A 16,976-nucleotide genomic window follows, 5' to 3' on the forward strand; every position below is an offset into this window, starting at 1 on the left:
CCTCGCTACCGTCATGCCATGGGCGACCTCTTCAGCGGTTACGCGGCCACGGCCACCGGCGGCGGCACGGGCAGAAGGAGGCGCGTGGTCGAGAGCGCGCGGGTCGCGCCGCGTGCCTGGGACGAGATGTTCGACACCGACGGGCAGGCCCGCCGCGCCTACGCCGACATCCACGCGACCCTCGAGGGCATGACGCAGGACGACCTGCGCGGTCGGACGGCGGCGCTCGCCGACTCGTACCTCGCGCAGGGCGTCACGTTCGACTTCGCGGGCGAGGAGCGCCCGTTCCCCCTCGACGCCGTGCCGCGGGTCGTCGAGCACGACGAGTGGTCGGGCGTCGAGGCGGGCATCGCGCAGCGGGTCAAGGCGCTCGAGGCGTTCCTGTCCGACGTCTACGGCGCGCAGCGAGCGGTCGCCGACGGCGTCATCCCCGCGAGCCTGCTGACCTCGTCGAGCCACTTCCATCGTCAGGCGGCGGGCATCGAGCCGGCCAACGGCGTGCGCATCCAGGTCTCGGGCATCGATCTCGTGCGCGACGAGGCGGGCGCCTGGTGCGTGCTCGAAGACAACGTGCGGGTGCCGAGCGGCGTCAGCTACGTCATCTCGAACCGCCGCGTCATGGCCCAGACGCTGCCCGAGCTGTTCGTCTCGATGCGGGTGCGCCCGGTCGGCGACTACCCGAACCGTCTGCTGTCGGCCCTGAAGAAGAGCGCGCCGTCGGGCGTCGACGAGCCGACCGTCGTCGTGCTGACCCCGGGGGTCTTCAACTCGGCGTACTACGAGCACACCCTGCTGGCGCGTCTGATGGGCGTCGAGCTCGTCGAGGGCCGCGATCTCTACTGCTCGGGCGGCCGGGTGTTCATGCGGACGACCGGCGGCCCCGAGCGGGTCGACGTCATCTACCGCCGGGTCGACGACGAGTTCCTCGACCCGCTGCAGTTCCGGGCCGACTCCGTGCTCGGTTCGCCGGGCCTCCTGATGGCGGCTCGTCTCGGCACCGTGACGATCGCGAACGCGGTCGGCAACGGGGTCGCCGACGACAAGCTCGTCTACACGTACCTGCCCGAGCTGATCCGCTACTACCTCGGCGAGGAGGCGCTCCTCCCGAACGTCCGCACCTGGCGTCTCGAGGACCCGGGCGCCCTCGACGAGGTGCTCGACCGCCTCGACGAGCTCGTCGTGAAGCCCGTCGACGGCTCGGGCGGCAAGGGGCTGGTCGTCGGGCCGGCCGCCAGCCGTCGCGAGCTCGACGTGCTGCGGTCGCAGCTGCTCGCCGACCCGCGCGGCTGGATCGCGCAGCCGGTCGTGCAGCTGAGCACCATCCCGACCCTCGTCGACGAGGGACTCCGCCCCCGGCACGCCGACCTGCGGCCCTTCGCCGTGCACGACGGCGACGACGTCTGGGTGCTGCCCGGCGGGCTCACCCGGGTCGCCCTGCCCGAGGGCCAGCTGGTCGTCAACAGCAGTCAGGGCGGCGGCTCGAAGGACACCTGGATCGTCGGCGGCGACGTCAACGCCTGGGCCGGACACGACGTCAGCGCGCTGATCGCCGAGCAGACGACCCCGACCCAGTCGATCCCGATCGTCGACGCGTCGGCGCACCACGGCGACCACAGCCCCGATCACGCCCCTCAGGACGACCCGCGCAACGACCAGCAGGCGCAGCAGCAGCAGGAGCACCAGGAGCAGCAGCAACAGGCCCGGGAGGCGCGGGTCGGCCCACGAGGCCGCGCCGCGCCTCCTGCGGGCCCCCGCCCCGACCCCGGGGTCACCACGTCGGAAGGAACGTCATGCTGAGCCGCATCGCCGAGAGCCTGTTCTGGATCGGCCGGTACATCGAACGGTCGGACGGCACCGCGCGCATCCTCGACGTCCACCTGCAGCTGCTGCTGGAGGACCCGTGGATCGAGGAGGACACCGCCTGCCGCAGCCTCCTCGCGGTGATGGGCAGCGAGGCCCCCGCCGACGTCGAGCTGACGCGGGGCGACGTGCTCTCGATGCTCGCCGTCGACCGTCACAACCCGGCGTCGATCGCGTACTCGCTCGGCGCCGCGCGCGAGAACGCCAGGCGGGCCCGCGAGATCGTCTCGACCGAGCTCTGGGAGTGCCTGAACACCACCCGGGCCCGCATGCCGCGCAAGGTCGCCGACGACAAGGTGCACGAGTTCTTCGGGTGGGTGCGCGAGCGCAGCGCCCTCGCCGTCGGCATCATCGAGTCGGCCACCAGCCGCGACGAGGTGTGGCAGTTCTTCACCCTCGGCCGGTCGATCGAGCGCGCCGACATGACCGCCCGGCTGCTGGCGACGCGCACGCTCACCGAGGCGTCCGGCCCGTCGTGGACGACCATCCTCCGCTCGTGCGGCGCCTACGAGGCGTACCTGCGCACCTACAAGGGGGTGCCGAGCGCTCGCAACGCCGCCGAGTTCCTGCTGCTCGACCGGCTGTTCCCCCGCAGCGTCCTGTTCGCGATCAGTCGCGCCGAGGCCTGCCTGCGCGAGGTCGAGCCGTCGAACCACCGGGTGGCCGCCTCGGACAGCGGGGTGCGCATCCTCGGTCAGATGCGCAGCGAGCTCGAGTACAAGCCCATCGGGCAGATCCTCGACGACCTGCCCGGTCAGATGGACGTCGTGCAGGAGGCGACGAGCGCCGCCTCCGAGGCGATCCGTCAGCGGTACTTCCCCACCAGCGCGGCGCCCACCTGGGTCGGTGAGCGCTCGTGAGCCGCCTGCGGATCCGCCACCGGACCGGCTTCTCGTACCGGGGCGAGGCCGTCGCGAGCTACAACGAGGCGCGCATGCTGCCGGCCCACACCGAGGGCCAGTTCGTGCTGTCGTCGCATCTGCGCATCGAGCCGGTCGCGGCCACGCACGAGTACATCGACTACTGGGGCACCCGGGTGTCGTCGTTCGAGGTGCTGCTGCCGCACCGCGAGCTCTCGCTGACGGCGACGTCGCTCGTCGAGGTGCGCCCGCTCGAGCACCCCGACTCCGAGATGGACTGGACCGAGCTCGCCGCCGTCGCGGGGGCGACCACCGAGTTCGTCGAGCACCTCGAGCAGACGCCGCTCACCCGGCCGCCCGCCGAGCTCGTCGCCCTGGCCCGCGAGACCGCGGCGAAGGCCTCGTCGCCCCGCGCCGCCGGGCTCGCGATCTGCGAGCAGCTCGGCGACGCGGTCGCCTACCTGCCCGGGGTGACGAACGTGAAGACGACCGCCTCCGAAGCCTGGGAGGCGCGGGCCGGGGTCTGCCAGGACATCGCCCACATCACCGTGGGCGCGTTGCGCGCCGTGGGCATCCCCGCACGGTACGTCAGCGGCTACCTGCACCCGAAGCCGGCCGCCGAGCTGCGCGAGACCGTCACGGGCGAGTCGCACGCGTGGGTCGAGTACTACTGCGGATCGTGGCGCGGCTACGACCCGACCAACCTGATCGACATCGGCGAGCGGCACGTCATCGTCGGGCAGGGGCGCGACTACCGCGACGTGCCGCCGTTGCGCGGCGTGTACGCGGGGTCGTCGAACTCGACGCTGTTCGTGACGGTCGAGATCACCCGGGAGGCGTGAGGGGCGGGGCGCCGGTGGCGGTGCCGGTGCCCGTCGTCGCCAGGTCGGCGTCGAGCTGTCGGAGGCCGGGGTGGTTCGCCACGCCGTCGAGGCCGTGCGTGCCGAACAGGGTCATCACCGCGGCGAGGGGCACGGCGACGCCGCGGAGGCGCAGGGGAGCGCTCAGGCCGTCGAACTCGCACACCAGGGCCCAGTCGGCGATCTCGGGGTGGACGGCCGTCATCGCCGAGTAGGGGAAGCTCAGCCACTGCCCGCCGGCCAGGCAGATGAGCCGCTGGTTCGAGACGACGAGTCGCCCGTGCTGGTGCTCGCGCCACTGGTCACGGGCCTGCGCCTCGGCGCTCCGTCGGGCCGACGCGCTGCTCACCGTCGAGACCGCGAGCCCGGCGAGCATCGCCGCGGGGCTGCCGAAGAAGAAGCGCGGACCGCCGCCGGGCGCGACGCTCTGCCCGTAGTAGCGCTCGTACTCGACGGGGAGGTCGTGGAAGAAGACCTCGCCGGGCTGCGGCACGACCTCCCAGACGGCGATCGTCGGCGGGACGCGGTGCTCGAGCAGGCTGCCGCGCAGGTGCCGTGCGTCTCGCCACGCGATCTCGCTCGCGGTCCACCGGTCGACCCGGGCGAGCTCGGCACCGCGCTCGGCCGCGGTGAGGCGGCCGGTCCGATGGCGCCAGTCCCGGAAGGTGCGGAGCGCGCCCCGCACCGTGAGGACGATCGCGACGGCGGCGACCGCGGGGATGGCCAGCGCGAGGGCCGGAGACGCGAACGACATCGCGGTGACCGTGCCGTCGGCCGTCGCGGCGGAGGCGGCTGACGAGAGCAGGAGGAGCGCGATGACACCCGCGGCACCGGCCGCGAGCGGCACGACCCAGCGGAGATGACGCCTCATCCCGCGAGTCTAGAGCGGCGCGGTGCCGGCCCCCGTCCGCCATCCTGGCCGCCGGGCGGGCGATGCCGATCCCGCCGCCGAGCCCGGGTCAGCAGGCGGTGTACGAGTAGCCCGGCTCGTCCGCCGGCACGAGGTCGCGGTCCCGCACGATGGTCGACGGCGCGGTGTCGAGTGCGTCGACGCGTGCGCACACCTCGTCGGCCGTGCCCCGCAGGTCGTCGGTGTACTCGATGTCGAAGACGAGTCCGCCGTAGACGTCGGTGAAGGCTTCGCACTCGTCGAACAGATCGCACTCCTCGGTGACCGCGAAGTCGAAGCCGATCTCGTCGCGCCCCCGGGCCGCGAGATCGGTGGAGTTCTTCTGCGCCGCGGCGAGCCCGGCGTCGTGCGCCTCGGCGACGAGCAGGGTGGCGAACGCCACGGCGTCCTCTTCGTCGAAGGCGCCCTCCGATCGGGTCCACGAGTCGAGGTTGTCGAACTCGACGGCCTGGTAGCCGGCATCGGCGCAGGCGGTGATCGTCTCGGCCTGGCGTGCGGCGATGGCCTGGCGGTTCACGTCGGTCGCGATGTCGAGCAGGTGCTCGTCGGGCCAGCCCGGGTCGACCAGGGGATCGCCGCCGGGCAGACGGACGAGCAGGTCGCGCGGCCAGTCGACGCCCGGCTGCGTCTGGAATCCGTTGACGTAGCAGACGCCGTACGCGTCGGCGGCGGGCGCCTCGGTGCTGTCGCGGGCGACGACGGCGGCTCCGTCGGGGACGGGCGACGCGCCTCCCAGCTGGTAGTCGAAGCGGGCTCCCGCGGGTGGCAGGGCGATGTCGGCGGCGTCGGACGAGGAGGCGCGGGTCGACGCGTCGCCCGCCCCCGCCGAGCAGGCGGTCGCGCCGAGCACGAGCGCGGTGGCCGCCAGCACGGCCGCCCCGATGCGACGGCCCCGGGCGTCGAGACGCCGACGGCCGGATCGGACGGGAGGGGGTACGACGGGGGACTGCTTCACGGTCAGAGCCTAGGTCAGCGTCTCGCCGTCGGAGGGTCGAGGTGCCGTGAGCGTCGGCGCGTCAGCCCGCAGGCGTGCGAGTGGGCGTCTCGGCGGTCGTCGACGTCGGCGCCGCGGTCGGAGCGTCGCGCGCGACGAGGAACCTCGCCCGCGCCTCGGCGGAGGCCTGCTCGCGCTCGAGATCCTGACGCTCCCGGTTCGACCGCGCGCTCTCGCGTGCGGCGCCGAGGGCCCGCGAGTTCTCTCGCGCGAGCCCGGCGGCGGCGGCGGAGGCGCGCCGCACGCCGTCTCCGGCGGTGCGCCCGGTGCTGCGCACGCGCTCCCACGACGATCGGGCCAACGGCGCCGCGCCGGTTGCGAGGGCGGCGCCTCGTGCCCGGAGGCGGTCGGCCGACCCCGGCCCGCTCAGCACGCTCGACGGGGGTGCGTCGACGGGCGAGCCGTCCGCGGGGGCGACGGGGGCGTCGGAGGTGGCGGGTCGCGCCTCCTCGGCAGGGTCGTCGTCGAACGTGCCGTCGGAGCCGGGTGGCAGCGCCCCGAGAGTCCGGTCGACGACCCCGACGAGCGCGAGGGCGAGACCGGCGACGACGAGACCGACACCGAGCAGCGCGAACGCGACCGCCTCGAAGTCGAGGTCGGTGAACGCGAGGTAGTCGTCGCCGAAGAGTCCCATCTGCGCGAGACGGAACGTGGAGGCGACCGAGACCAGCACGCCGGCGGTGGTCATGGTGAGTCCTGCGGTGACCGCAGCGCTCGCTCGACTCATGGGGCACCTCCGTTCGCGGATCGGTTCAGGAGGCGCGCGAAGGCGTGCTCTCCTGGTGCGAATGTAGTCCCCGGCCGGGATCGCCGCGTAACGATCGGGCGGCGACGGGTGACGCGCCGACTCGTGCACACCCCGCACGTTCCGGGCGGTTGCACGGTCGATGCGTGGGCTTTACCGATCTGGAGCCGACACGATCGCCTCATGGCTGACTTCTCACGACTCATCGGCGCGGCCGCCCGCGCGCTCGGCAACTCGAACCAGGGCCGCGGCGGCTCGGGGTCGGGCTCGGGCTCGACCGACTGGCGCGACATGGTGCGCAAGGTCTCCGACAAGGTGACCGGCGACGACCGCGGGGACGGCAGGCAGGGGCAGCAGGGTCAGTACGGCGTGCAGGGCAGGCAGGGCCAGCAGTACGGGGCGGGTCAGGGCGACCCTCGTCGGGTCCCGGTCCAGGGCGGGAACCCCTCGCGCGGCGGGTCGTCGATGTCGGCGGCCGACCGTCAGGCCCTCGCGAAGTACGACTACCTGCTGCAGACGGCACCTCCGCAGCAGCTCGAGCAGGTGCACCGCGACGCGTTCGAGCGCCTGACGCCCGAGCAGCGCGAGCAGGTGCTCGCCCGTCTGACGGCCGAGTCGCCGGCGGACCGTCCCGCCTCGAGCAGCCCCGCCGACCTCGCCCGGTCGGCCACACGCGGCGAGGTCGCCCGCCCTGGACTCATGAGGCGCGTGCTCGGCAGCACGGGCGGCAAGGTCGGCGCCGGCGCCGCAGCGGGCATCGGCATCGGCGCGCTGGGCGGGCTGGCCGTCGCCGTGGCCGGTGGCGCCGCCCTCAGCGCCGTGGCCGCGCCGATGCTCGGCGACGCGCTCGCGAACGGCGTCGACTTCGAGCAGTTCGCCGGCGGATTCGAGGGCCTCGACGGCCTGGCCGCGAGCGGCGAGGAGTTCGTCGGCGGCCTCGGCGAGCAGGCGAGCGGCTTGGGCGAGCAGGCCAGCGGTCTCGGCGAGCAGGCGAGCGAGTTCGGCTCGAACTTCCAGATCCCCGGGCTCAGCGACTTCTTCGACCGGTAGAGCTCCGTCGGAGCCCCCGCGGTCCCCGACGCGCGTCGCCCTCTCGGCGGGTGACGCCGGTCGTCCGTCGCGGCGGGCGGCGCGGGTCGCCGGCGCCGCCTGCTAGGCGCGAGGCTGGCTGGTGCGCGCCGGCTCGAACGTCGCCGCCATGACGGTGACGTCGTCGGGGCGCTCCTCGGCTCCGGCCGTGTTCGCGATCGACTGCACGATCTCGGCCGCGCCCGGCGTCCGGCGGACGAGGTCCTCGAAGCGGTTGACCGCCTCCAGCTCGTCGTCGTAGAGGTCGAGCACGCCGTCGCTGACGCAGATGAGCGTGTCGCCGGCCTGGGCCTGCGTGGTGAACGTGGTCCACTCGGAGCCGATGCCGATGGGCAGGTTCAGCGAGCGCAGACGCTCGACCCGGCCGTCGGCGCGACGCAGCACGGCGAGGCCGTGCCCGGCGTCGGCCCAGTGGATGACCCCGTCCATGCCGATGCGGGCATGGAAGCACGTCGTGAACTGCGTCTCGATGTCGGCTCCGGTCTCGACTCCGGCCGAGGCGCGCCGCAGGGCGGCCGCGGGGTCGGGCTCGTCGGCCGAGCTGCGGATGACCGAGCGCACGGCGGCGGCGATCATGCCGGCGCCGACGCCCTTGCCCATGACGTCGCCGAGCGTGATGGCGATGCCGTCGTCGGTGGGGTACCAGTCGAAGAAGTCACCGCCGACGGTGCGGGCCGGCACGCAGGCGCCGTACACCGAGAAGGAGGCGGGCAGCGTCGACGCGTCGGGCGGCAGCAGCGACTGCTGCACCACGGCTGCTCGGTCGAGCTCGCCCTGCACGGCGCGACGCCGGGCCTGCGACAGGGTGAGGCGCAGTTCGGCCTGCCGGGCCAGCTCGTTCACGGCGACCGCGAGGGTGCCGTAGACCATCAGCGACAGCGCCAACCGCACGACCTCGCTCGACGGCGGGCCCGACGGGTCGAACAGGAACGGCATCAGCAGCGTGACCAGCGAGCCGATCATCGCGAAGACCACGTGTCCTCGACCGGGGCGCGACGCCATCCAGACGATGGCGAGGATCACGATGTTCAAGAAGACCGAGCGGCTGTCGCCGGTGCCGTGACGGAGCATCCCGACGGCGACGAAGCCGGACCCGGGGATGAGCAGCTCCCATCGCAGGGACACGTGGCCTCGGGCGATCAGCTCGGCGAAGCCCAACGCGGCGACGGCCAGCACGACGCCGGCCCACATCACGGGGGCGTCCGTGACCATCAGCCAGGGGGTGGTGACGCTGAGGACGGCCGAGAGCGCGATCAGCAGGGCGATGAACGACTGCTTGACGAACGGCACGCGCTTCGCGGGCACGCGCTCGATGGCCCTGGTGAGAATTCGTGATCGAGGCCCGGTGGTGCTCTGATCCGACATGCGTCCTCCATGGCGGGCGGCGGTGACCGTCCGTTTCGTGCCTGTGGTACCCGTCGCACGAAGAGGTGGAAAGGTCCGTCCAGTTTAGATGCTGGGACATCCTCATCGGTCAGCCTAGAGGGGAGCGGTGGACCGGCAGGCCCCCAGTGCGCGGGTCGACAGAACCGTCGGCCGAGGAGGCGCGGGTCAGGTCGACTGACCCGTCGCGGTCCCCTCGTCCAGGCCGAGATCGCGGGCCGCCTCCTCGCGCGCGGCGCGCTCGCGAGCGGCGGTCTGCCCGGCCGCGTCGCCGTCGTGCTGCAGCGTGTAGTGGAACCGCCCCGCACCCACCACGGGAAGCGCGCCCGTCGCCACCGCCGGGTCGTCGGGCAGCACCCGATGCACGCGCAGATGCCGACCCCGCACGAGCCACACGATCGCCACGGCGGCGGCGACGAAGCCCGAGGCGGCGGCCACGCCGATGGCCCAGCGGGGGCCGGCCACGTTCGCGATCCAGCCGACGGCCGGTGCGCCGAGCGGCGTGCCGCCGGTGAAGACCGCCATGTAGAGGGCCATGACGCGGCCGCGCATCCTCGGTGCCGTCGTCAGCTGCACGGTCGCGTTCGCGGTCGTCATGAGGGTGATCGACGACAGCCCGACCGTGACGAGCACGGCGGCGAAGCTCCAGTACGACGGCATGAGGGCCGAGACGAGGCAGGTGACGCCGAAGGCGAGCGCGGCTGCGATCAGCACGCGCCATCGGGGCTGCTCGCGTCGTGCCGAGAGCAGGGCGCCGACCAGCGAGCCGACGGCGATGCACGACGAGAGCAGGCCGAAGCCGCTCGCGTCGGTGCCGAACTCGACGCTCGCCATCGTCGACGTGAAGATGGCGAAGTTGAGACCGAAGGTGCCGATCACGAACACCATCACGAAGACGACCACGAGGTCGGGGCGTTCGCGGACGTACCGGAACCCCTCTCTGATCTGGCCCTTCGCGCGCGAGACGACCGGTTTCAGCTCGAGCTGCGCCACCCGGAGGAACCGCAGCGACAGCAGCACCGCCGCGAACGAGCCGGCGTTGATGATGAACACCCAGCCCGTGCCGATCGTCGCGATGAGCACCCCCGCGACGGCCGGGCCGATCAGGCGGGCGCCGTTGAACGAGGCCGAGTTGAGGCTGACGGCGTTGGTGAGATGACCGGGCGGGACGAGCTCGGAGACGAAGCTCTGCCGCACGGGCGCATCGATGGCCGCGGCGACGCCGAGCAGCAGCGCGAAGACGTAGACCATCCAGAGCTCGACCGTGTCGGTCAGCACGAGCAGACCGAGGGCGAGTCCGAGCAGGCCCATGCTCAGCTGCGTCACCATCAGCAGCCGTCTCCGGTCGAACCGGTCGGCGATCAGCCCCGTGATGGGCACCATCAGGATGGGCGGGGCGAACTGCAGCGCCATCGTGATGCCGAGCGCCGTCGCATCGTCGTCGGTCAGATCGGTGAGGACGAGCCAGTCCTGGGCGGTGCGCTGCATCCAGGTGCCGATGTTCGACACCAGGGCCCCGGCGAACCAGAGCCGGTAGTTGAACAGCGACAGGCTGCGGAACATCGTGCTCACGACACGACCGGCGGACGCACGACGGCCGTCCCGGGTCGAGGAGGCGCGGTGTCGGTCATCGAGTGACCACGATAATCGCTCCGCCGCGTCGCCGCCGAGGTCGGTGCGGATCGTGCGACTCTGCGGCGCGCGCAGTGCGTTCCGTGGCCCGACACCCGTCGGACACCGGGCGGACACGCGCTGTTGACGACGGACCGGTCGACTGACGGGGTCCCCCGATCAGGGGTGGACCCGCACCGTCGATCACCTGGAGCAGGAGCACGAAGTGACCCCCACGACCCGCCGCCGCCGCGCGGCCCTCATCACGGGGGCGGTGGCGATCAGCGCCTCCCTGGCCCTCGCCCCCGCCGTCGCGTCCGCGGCGACGCCGTCCGACGTCGCCGAGAACGGCGGCGCCGCCCGCAGCATCGACGACAGCACGCAGGTGCTGCTCGACTCGGTGAAGGCCGGCCCCGCGAAGAACGTCATCCTGCTGATCGGCGACGGCATGGGCGACTCCGAGATCACCTCGGCGCGCAACTACGCCTACGGCGCCGGCGGGCAGCTGCCCGGCATCGACGCCCTGCCGCTGACCGGCCAGTACACGACGTACTCGCTGTACCGCGACGGTGCGAACAAGGGCGAGCCCGACTACGTGCCCGACTCCGCCGCGACCGGCTCGGCCTGGGCCACCGGCACCAAGACGTACGACAACGCGATCTCGGTCGACATCGACGGCGTCCCGCAGGACACCCTGCTCGAGATCGCGAAAGCGAACGGCAAGAAGACCGGCAACGTGTCGACGGCGGAGCTGCAGGACGCGACGCCGGCCGTGCAGGCCGCCCACGTCGCCGCGCGGAGCTGCTACGGCCCCGACTCGGTGACCCAGTGCGGCGCCGACGCCCTCGACCAGGGCGGTCTCGGCTCGATCAGCGAGCAGATCATCGGCACCCGTGCCGACGTCACCCTCGGAGGAGGCGCGGCGTCGTTCACGCAGACCGCCCGCGCCGGTCAGTGGCAGGGCGAGACCCTGTTCGACCAGGCGGCCGACCGCGGATACCAGATCGTCCGCGACGCCGCGGGCCTCGACGCCGTGGCCGCGGCCGGCCAGGCGGCCCCGGTGCTCGGCACCTTCACCGACGGCAACTTCCCGACGCGCTTCGCCGCGACGACAGCGACCGTCGGCGGGGCCGACCTCGCGCCGCAGACCTGCACGCCGAACCCCGAGCGCCTCTCGACCGACCTCTCGCTGCGCTCGCTCACCGAGAAGTCGATCGATCTGCTCGACACCGGCGACCAGGGCTTCTTCCTGCAGGTCGAGGGGGCGTCGATCGACAAGCGCGACCACAGCGCCGACGCCTGCGGCCAGATCGGCGAGGTGCTCGACCTCGACGAGGCCGTGCGGGCCGCGCTCGACTTCGCCATCGCCGACGGCGACACGATGGTCATCGTCACCGCCGACCACGCGCACACCAGCCAGATCGTCGACAGCACGCCGCCCGCGACGCTCAGCACCGCGCTGACCACGGTCGACGGCACCACGATGAAGATCGCCTACGGCACGGCCGCGGCCGGCGGATCGCAGCAGCACACCGGTTCGCAGCTGCGGGTCGCGGGCTACGGCCCCGGCGCCGGCAACGTGGTCGGCCTCATCGACCAGACGGACAACTTCTTCACGATCAGCAACGCCCTCGAGCTCGACCGCGACCTCGACGGACTGAGCGCCGCCGCGACGGTCTCGGCCCCGAGCGAGGTCTCACCCGAGACCTCCTTCACGGTCTCGGGCGCGGGGCTGAACGGCGACCGCCAGGTGCGGGCCGTCCTCGACGCCGGTGACGGCGCCGACCCGGTCGACCTCGGTCTGTCCGACGTGGTCGACGGCACCGTGACGCTCACCGCGACGGCTCCCGCCGAGGCGGGGAACGCGACGGTCACCCTGACCGGCGTGCAGTCGGGAGTCACCGCGAGCGCGGTCGTGGCGGTCGTCGACGGCGCGGTCGCGCCGGTTCCGACGGCGACCCCGGCGCCCGGCGACCCCTCGGCGACGCCCACCGACCCGGCCGGCGTCGTGCCGGTCGGAGACGACGGCAGCGCCGGCGGTGCGGGCACGGCCGGCTCCGGCCCGCTGGCCTTCACCGGGTCGGAGGCGCTGCCGGCGCTGGTGCTCGCCCTGATGCTCGTCGTCTCGGGCGCCGTGCTCGTGGCTCGCCGTCGTCGCCAGCAGCAGCTCGCCTCGGCGAACGGGGACCTGGGGCCGCAGCTGTAGCCCGCTCCGGATCTCGAGGACTCGAAGCGAAGGGGACACCGTCGAACACGGCGGTGTCGCCTCCGCTTCGCGCTGTCTCGCGCCGTGCCCGCCAGGCGCTGTCGCGCGCAGTGCCCGCCAGGCGCTGTCGCGCGCGGTGCCCGCTAGGCGCTGTCGCGCGCAGTGCCCGCTAGGCGCTGTCGCGCCACATGATGTCGGTGGGCAGCAGGACTCCGCCGGGGCGGTCGGTGCCGCCGAGCTGGTCGAGCACCTGCTGGGCGGCCCGGCGGCCGAGGTCCTCCGCGGGCTGACGCACCGTCGAGAGCGCGGGGGTGCAGCGCAGCGCCCATGAGCTGTCGTCGAAGCCGACGATCCCGACCCGGCCGGGCACGTCGATGCCGCGACGGTGCAGCACGTCGAGCGCGCCGGCCGCGACGGCGTCGGACGCGGCGAAGACCCCGTCGACCGTCGGGTCGCGGCGCAGCAGCTCGGACATGCCGTCGACGCCGGCCGTGTAGCTGTAGAACGGGTTGCGGACCACGAGGTCGGGGTCGAAGAGCTCGCCGAGCGCCGTGCGGAAGCCCGCGAGTCGGTCTTCGCCCGAGTCGCGGTCGAGCCCCGAGGCGAGCATGCCGATGCGGCGACGCCCCGTGCCGACCAGCCGACGGACGATCGCCTCGGCCGCGGCGCGGTTGTCGATGCCGATGAAGGGGATGTCGGGGGCGTCGGGCGGATGGCCGACGAACGACGCCGGAAGACGCAGCTCGGCGACGGCCTCGGAGATCGGGTCGCCGGTGCGGGCCGAGAGGATGATCGCGCCGTCGACGAAACCGCCGCGGAGGTACTCGATGACGCGGTCGCTGTCGCGCTGCGAGTCGATCATCAGGGTGACGAGCTGATGGTCGGCCTGCGAGAGCACGGCGTTCGTGCCGATCAGGATGTTGCCGATGTTGGGGTCGTCGAGCACGACCGAGTGCGGCTCGTGGACGATCAGCGCGATGGCACGCGAGCGCTGCGTGACGAGGTTGCGGGCCGCGGCGTTGCGCACGTAGCCGACCTTCGCCACGGCCGCCTCGACGGCCTCGCGCGCCTGCGCCGAGACGTACGGCTCGTTGTTCAGCACGCGGGACACGGTGCCTCGCGAGATGCCCGCCTCGGCGGCGACGTCGTGGATCGTGGCCCGGCGTCTCGGGGATCTCGGACCGGACATGGGAGTCACCTTAGCCGAGCCTGAACGCCCCGGCGCGGTCGTCGCGCGGCCGTGATGTTGACAAACGCGAGAGCCTGGGTTTTACTCTGTGAACCTTCCCAGAAAAACTCGCCGCGGTTCCCGAGCGGCGAATGTGGGAACGATCACAGACATCATGTGTGAACCTTCACAGACGAAGGGCTCCGGCCTCGAGTCGGCTGGGGGATCGCCCGCCGACGAAGCCGAGGCCCCGTGCTCACCCAGACCCTCCCGCAGCAGACCGCGCTCGACCTCGGGCTCGACGGTCTCGTCTTCGGCTGCGACTACAACCCCGAGCAGTGGTCGCCCGAGACCTGGGTCGACGACGTCGCCCTGATGCGCGAGGCCGGGGTCAACCTCGTCGCCATCAACATCTTCGGCTGGTCGCACGTCGAGCCCGAGCCCGGTCGGTTCCGGTTCGACGACCTCGACACCGTCATCGAGCTGCTCCACGCCGCGGGCATCGGGGTCAACCTCGGCACCGGCACGTCGTCGCCGCCCCCGTGGCTGACGACGCGTCACCCCGAGGTGCTGCCCGTCGCAGCCGACGGCACCACGCGCTGGCCGGGCGGCCGTCAGGCCTACTGCCCCAGCTCGCCCGTATTCCGCGAGCGCGCCCTCGAGCTCGTCCGCGCCACCGCCGAGCGCTACGGCCGCCACCCCGCCGTGCGCCTCTGGCACGTGTCGAACGAGCTCGGCTGCCACAACGCCCTCTGCTACTGCGACGAGTCGGCCCTCGCGTTCCGGGCCTGGCTGGAGGCGCGCTACGGCACCGTCGACGCGCTCAACACCGCCTGGGGCACGGCCTTCTGGAGCCAGCGCTACTCGGCCTTCGCCGAGGTGCTGCCCCCGCGGGCGACCCTGTCGTTCGTCAACCCGGCGCAGACGATCGACTTCCACCGGTTCAGCTCCGACACCCTGCTCGAGCACTACCGGGCCGAGGCCGGCGTCATCGAGCGGTTCAGCGCCGTGCCGATCACGACCAACTTCATGGTCGCCGCGCACATCAGGAACCAGGACTACTGGACCTGGGCGGGCGACATGGCCGTCATCGCGAACGACCACTACCTCGACCACCGCCTCGAGCGCCCCGAGGTCGAGCTGGCCTTCGCCGCCGACACCACCCGCGGACTGGCCGGCGGCGCCCCGTGGATCCTCATGGAGCACTCGACGGGGGCCGTCAACTGGCAGCCCCGCAACCTCACGAAGGCACCGGGCGAGATGCTCCGGAACACCGCCTCCCACGTCGCCCGCGGCGCCGACGGCGTCTGCTTCTTCCAGTGGCGCGCCTCCGTCAAGGGCACCGAGAAGTTCCACTCGGCCCTGCTGCCCCACGCCGGCACCTCGTCGCGCATGTGGGAGGACTCGGTCCGGCTCGGCGCCCTGTCGTCGCGCCTCGGCGAGCTGCGCGGCTCGCGCGTCGTCGCCGACGTCGCGCTGGTCTTCAGCTGGGAGAACTGGTGGGCGGCGGACCTCGAGGCGCACCCCACGGCCGACTTCTCGTACATCGAGCAGGTCCACCGCCTCTACGGCGCCCTCTGGGATCTCGGCGTCACGGTCGACGTCGTCGCCCCCGGCGCCCCGCTCGACGGCCACTCGCTCGTCGTCGTGCCGAGCCTCTACCTGGTGCGCGACGAGCACGCCGCGGTGATCGACGCGTTCGTCGCCGACGGCGGCTCGGCCCTCGTGACCTTCTTCAGCGGGATCGTCGACGAGACCGACGGCGTCCGGGCCGGAGGCTACCCCGGGGCGTTCCGCGACATGCTCGGCGTCCGGGTCGACGAGTTCGCCCCGCTGCCGGTCGGCGGCACCGTCGAGCTCGCCGGCGGCCTGCCGGGCGCCACGGGCAGTCTCTGGTCCGAGCCCGTCGAGCTCGTCGGCGCCGAGGCCGTCCTCGACTACGCGTCGGGTCACCTCGCCGGTCGCCCCGCCGTCACGCGCCACCCCCACGGTCGCGGGCTCGCCTGGTACGTCTCCACCGTGCTCGACACGGCTGCGCTCGGCGACCTCGTCGCCCGGGTCGTCGACGAGGCCGGGGTGGCCGCGCGCAGCGACGTCGCCGGTCGCCCCGGCGTCGAGGTCGTGCGCCGCGTGGGCGAGCAGCACGAGTGGGTGTTCGTCCTCAACCACTCCGACGACGTCGTGCTCCACGACTTCGCCGGCTACGACCTGGTCTCCGAGCAGCACGTCTCGGGGCGCATCGAGCTCGCCGCGGGCGGCTCGCACATCATCCGCCAGGACAGGAAGGCATCATGACCGTCACCCCCGCCCGCCCGCGAGGCCGCCGAACGACCGATGCGTCGCTCCCGTCCGACCCCTCGCCCCGCCGCGAGGCGCCGACCCGACGCCGGGGCTTCCGCTACCGCAAGGCCATCGCGATCTTCATCGTGCCCTTCGGCCTGCTCTTCGCCGCGTTCTACCTCACGCCCATCCTCTACGCCGTCTACCAGTCGCTGCAGAAGATCGAGCGCGAGGGCACCTTCGGCGCCCCCACGCAGGTCTTCGGCGGTCTGACGCAGTACGCGCTCGTCTTCGAGAGCAGCGAGTTCTGGGCGTCGATCCTCCGGGTGCTCCTGTTCGGCGTCGTCCAGGTGCCGGTGATGCTGTTCCTCGCCCTCTTGTTCGCCCTGCTGCTCGACTCGCCGCTGCTGCGCGGCAAGCGGTTCTTCCGACTCGCGTTCTTCGCGCCGTACGCCGTGCCCGGCGTCATCGCCGCGATCATGTGGGGCTACCTCTACTCGCCGAGCCTCTCGCCGTTCTCGGCGGTCACCTCGAGCGTCGGACTCCTCGACGGCGGCACGGTCCTCTGGGCCATCGCGAACGTCGTGACATGGGTCTTCGTCGGCTACAACATGCTGATCATCTACTCGTCGCTGCTGGCGATCCCGACCGAGATCTACGAGGCCGCCCGACTCGACGGGGCGTCGCAGTGGCGCATCGCCGTGGCGATCAAGATCCCGCTGGTCATCCCCGCGATCGTCCTCACCGCCGTGTTCTCGGTGATCGGGACCCTCCAGCTGCTCACCGAGCCCCTGGTCTTCCGTCAGTTCACGTCGACCATCTCGTCGACCTTCACGCCGAACATGCTCGTCTACTCGACGTCGTCGGTGCCCAACTTCAACCTCGCCGCCGCGTTCAGCGTCGTCCTCGCGGTCGCGACATTCATCCTCTCGATCGGCTTCCTCCGGTTGACCCAGCGGAAGGCCGACCAGTGACCGTCGACGCGCCCATTCGTCCCGCCCAGTCGTTCG

13 protein-coding genes are annotated in these 16,976 nt (G+C 72.6%); 7 read left to right on the top strand and 6 right to left on the bottom strand.

Translation table 11 applies throughout. The features are described from left to right. Positions 1-18 precede the first annotated feature (18 nt). The 3 genes from ASF17_RS03220 to ASF17_RS03230 are packed head-to-tail and all read left to right on the top strand — an operon-like array spanning position 19 to position 3,562. Positions 19-1,797 carry a circularly permuted type 2 ATP-grasp protein gene (locus ASF17_RS03220; RefSeq protein WP_055795155.1) on the top strand — a complete coding sequence of 593 codons (1,779 nt, stop codon included), beginning with the start codon at positions 19-21 and terminating at the stop codon, positions 1,795-1,797. After that, complete coding sequence (locus ASF17_RS03225) at positions 1,791-2,720, top strand: alpha-E domain-containing protein (RefSeq protein ID WP_055795157.1); 930 nt, start codon at positions 1,791-1,793, stop codon at positions 2,718-2,720. The genes ASF17_RS03220 and ASF17_RS03225 overlap by 7 nt, the downstream gene beginning before the upstream one ends. After that, positions 2,717-3,562, top strand: coding sequence for a transglutaminase family protein (locus tag ASF17_RS03230; protein WP_055795159.1), 846 nt, complete (start codon positions 2,717-2,719; stop codon positions 3,560-3,562). The genes ASF17_RS03225 and ASF17_RS03230 overlap by 4 nt, the downstream gene beginning before the upstream one ends. Here the strand turns inward: ASF17_RS03230 and ASF17_RS03235 are convergent. The 3 genes from ASF17_RS03235 to ASF17_RS03245 all read right to left on the bottom strand — a co-directional run bounded on the left by ASF17_RS03235 (position 3,546) and on the right by ASF17_RS03245 (position 6,172). Further along, positions 3,546-4,451, bottom strand: coding sequence for a hypothetical protein (locus tag ASF17_RS03235; protein ID WP_055795161.1), 906 nt, complete (start codon positions 4,449-4,451; stop codon positions 3,546-3,548). The two genes, ASF17_RS03230 and ASF17_RS03235, sit on opposite strands and share 17 nt — an antisense overlap. A gap of 88 nt (positions 4,452-4,539) precedes the next feature. Continuing rightward, complete coding sequence (locus ASF17_RS03240) at positions 4,540-5,445, bottom strand: endo alpha-1,4 polygalactosaminidase (protein ID WP_082475001.1); 906 nt, start codon at positions 5,443-5,445, stop codon at positions 4,540-4,542. A gap of 61 nt (positions 5,446-5,506) precedes the next feature. Further along, complete coding sequence (locus tag ASF17_RS03245; RefSeq protein WP_055795164.1) at positions 5,507-6,172, bottom strand: hypothetical protein; 666 nt, start codon at positions 6,170-6,172, stop codon at positions 5,507-5,509. Between the two features lie 240 nt (positions 6,173-6,412). On the opposite strand from ASF17_RS03245, the gene ASF17_RS03250 reads away from it, so the two are divergent. Further along, positions 6,413-7,279 (top strand): hypothetical protein, encoded by an 867-nt coding sequence (locus ASF17_RS03250; RefSeq protein ID WP_055795168.1) that lies wholly within the window; start codon positions 6,413-6,415, stop codon positions 7,277-7,279. Between the two features lie 102 nt (positions 7,280-7,381). On the opposite strand, the gene ASF17_RS03255 is transcribed toward ASF17_RS03250, so the two are convergent. Continuing rightward, positions 7,382-8,683, bottom strand: a complete 1,302-nt coding sequence (locus ASF17_RS03255; RefSeq protein WP_082475002.1) for a PP2C family protein-serine/threonine phosphatase — start codon at positions 8,681-8,683, stop codon at positions 7,382-7,384. A 186-nt stretch (positions 8,684-8,869) separates the two neighbouring features. Then, on the bottom strand, positions 8,870-10,273 hold the full coding sequence (locus ASF17_RS03260) for an MFS transporter (protein WP_082475003.1): 1,404 nt from the start codon (positions 10,271-10,273) through the stop codon (positions 8,870-8,872). Between the two features lie 265 nt (positions 10,274-10,538). On the opposite strand from ASF17_RS03260, the gene phoA reads away from it, so the two are divergent. Beyond that, a complete protein-coding gene (gene phoA, locus ASF17_RS03265; RefSeq protein WP_055795172.1) occupies positions 10,539-12,518 on the top strand; it encodes an alkaline phosphatase in 1,980 nt (659 codons plus the stop codon). 169 nt (positions 12,519-12,687) lie between these two features. Here the strand turns inward: phoA and ASF17_RS03270 are convergent, their stop codons facing one another. After that, positions 12,688-13,707: a LacI family DNA-binding transcriptional regulator gene (locus tag ASF17_RS03270; protein WP_055795174.1), complete on the bottom strand. Its 1,020-nt coding sequence runs from the start codon at positions 13,705-13,707 to the stop codon at positions 12,688-12,690. 231 nt (positions 13,708-13,938) lie between these two features. Between ASF17_RS03270 and ASF17_RS03275 the strand changes: the two genes are divergently transcribed. Together ASF17_RS03275 and ASF17_RS03280 are read left to right on the top strand one after the other, a co-directional pair. Continuing rightward, positions 13,939-15,981, top strand: coding sequence for a beta-galactosidase (locus tag ASF17_RS03275; protein ID WP_055795176.1), 2,043 nt, complete (start codon positions 13,939-13,941; stop codon positions 15,979-15,981). Further along, positions 15,978-16,940 carry a carbohydrate ABC transporter permease gene (locus tag ASF17_RS03280; protein WP_082475004.1) on the top strand — a complete coding sequence of 321 codons (963 nt, stop codon included), beginning with the start codon at positions 15,978-15,980 and terminating at the stop codon, positions 16,938-16,940. Before ASF17_RS03275 ends, ASF17_RS03280 begins: the two co-directional genes overlap by 4 nt. Positions 16,941-16,976: the final 36 nt, after the last annotated feature.

The sequence above is a fragment of the Frigoribacterium sp. Leaf263 genome (assembly GCF_001422285.1).
In the GTDB taxonomy this organism is placed as follows: Bacteria; Actinomycetota; Actinomycetes; order Actinomycetales; family Microbacteriaceae; genus Frigoribacterium.

What these genes read in the sequence shown, in the direction of transcription:
- ASF17_RS03220 (WP_055795155.1), top strand. Translation starts at nt 19, where the DNA reads ATGGGCGACCTCTTCAGCGGTTACGCGGCCACGGCCACCGGCGGCGGC.
- ASF17_RS03225 (WP_055795157.1), top strand. Translation starts at nt 1,791, where the DNA reads ATGCTGAGCCGCATCGCCGAGAGCCTGTTCTGGATCGGCCGGTACATC.
- ASF17_RS03235 (WP_055795161.1), bottom strand. Translation starts at nt 4,451, where the DNA reads ATGAGGCGTCATCTCCGCTGGGTCGTGCCGCTCGCGGCCGGTGCCGCG.
- ASF17_RS03245 (WP_055795164.1), bottom strand. Translation starts at nt 6,172, where the DNA reads ATGACCACCGCCGGCGTGCTGGTCTCGGTCGCCTCCACGTTCCGTCTC.
- ASF17_RS03250 (WP_055795168.1), top strand. Translation starts at nt 6,413, where the DNA reads ATGGCTGACTTCTCACGACTCATCGGCGCGGCCGCCCGCGCGCTCGGC.
- ASF17_RS03255 (WP_082475002.1), bottom strand. Translation starts at nt 8,683, where the DNA reads ATGTCGGATCAGAGCACCACCGGGCCTCGATCACGAATTCTCACCAGG.
- ASF17_RS03270 (WP_055795174.1), bottom strand. Translation starts at nt 13,707, where the DNA reads ATGTCCGGTCCGAGATCCCCGAGACGCCGGGCCACGATCCACGACGTC.
- ASF17_RS03280 (WP_082475004.1), top strand. Translation starts at nt 15,978, where the DNA reads ATGACCGTCACCCCCGCCCGCCCGCGAGGCCGCCGAACGACCGATGCG.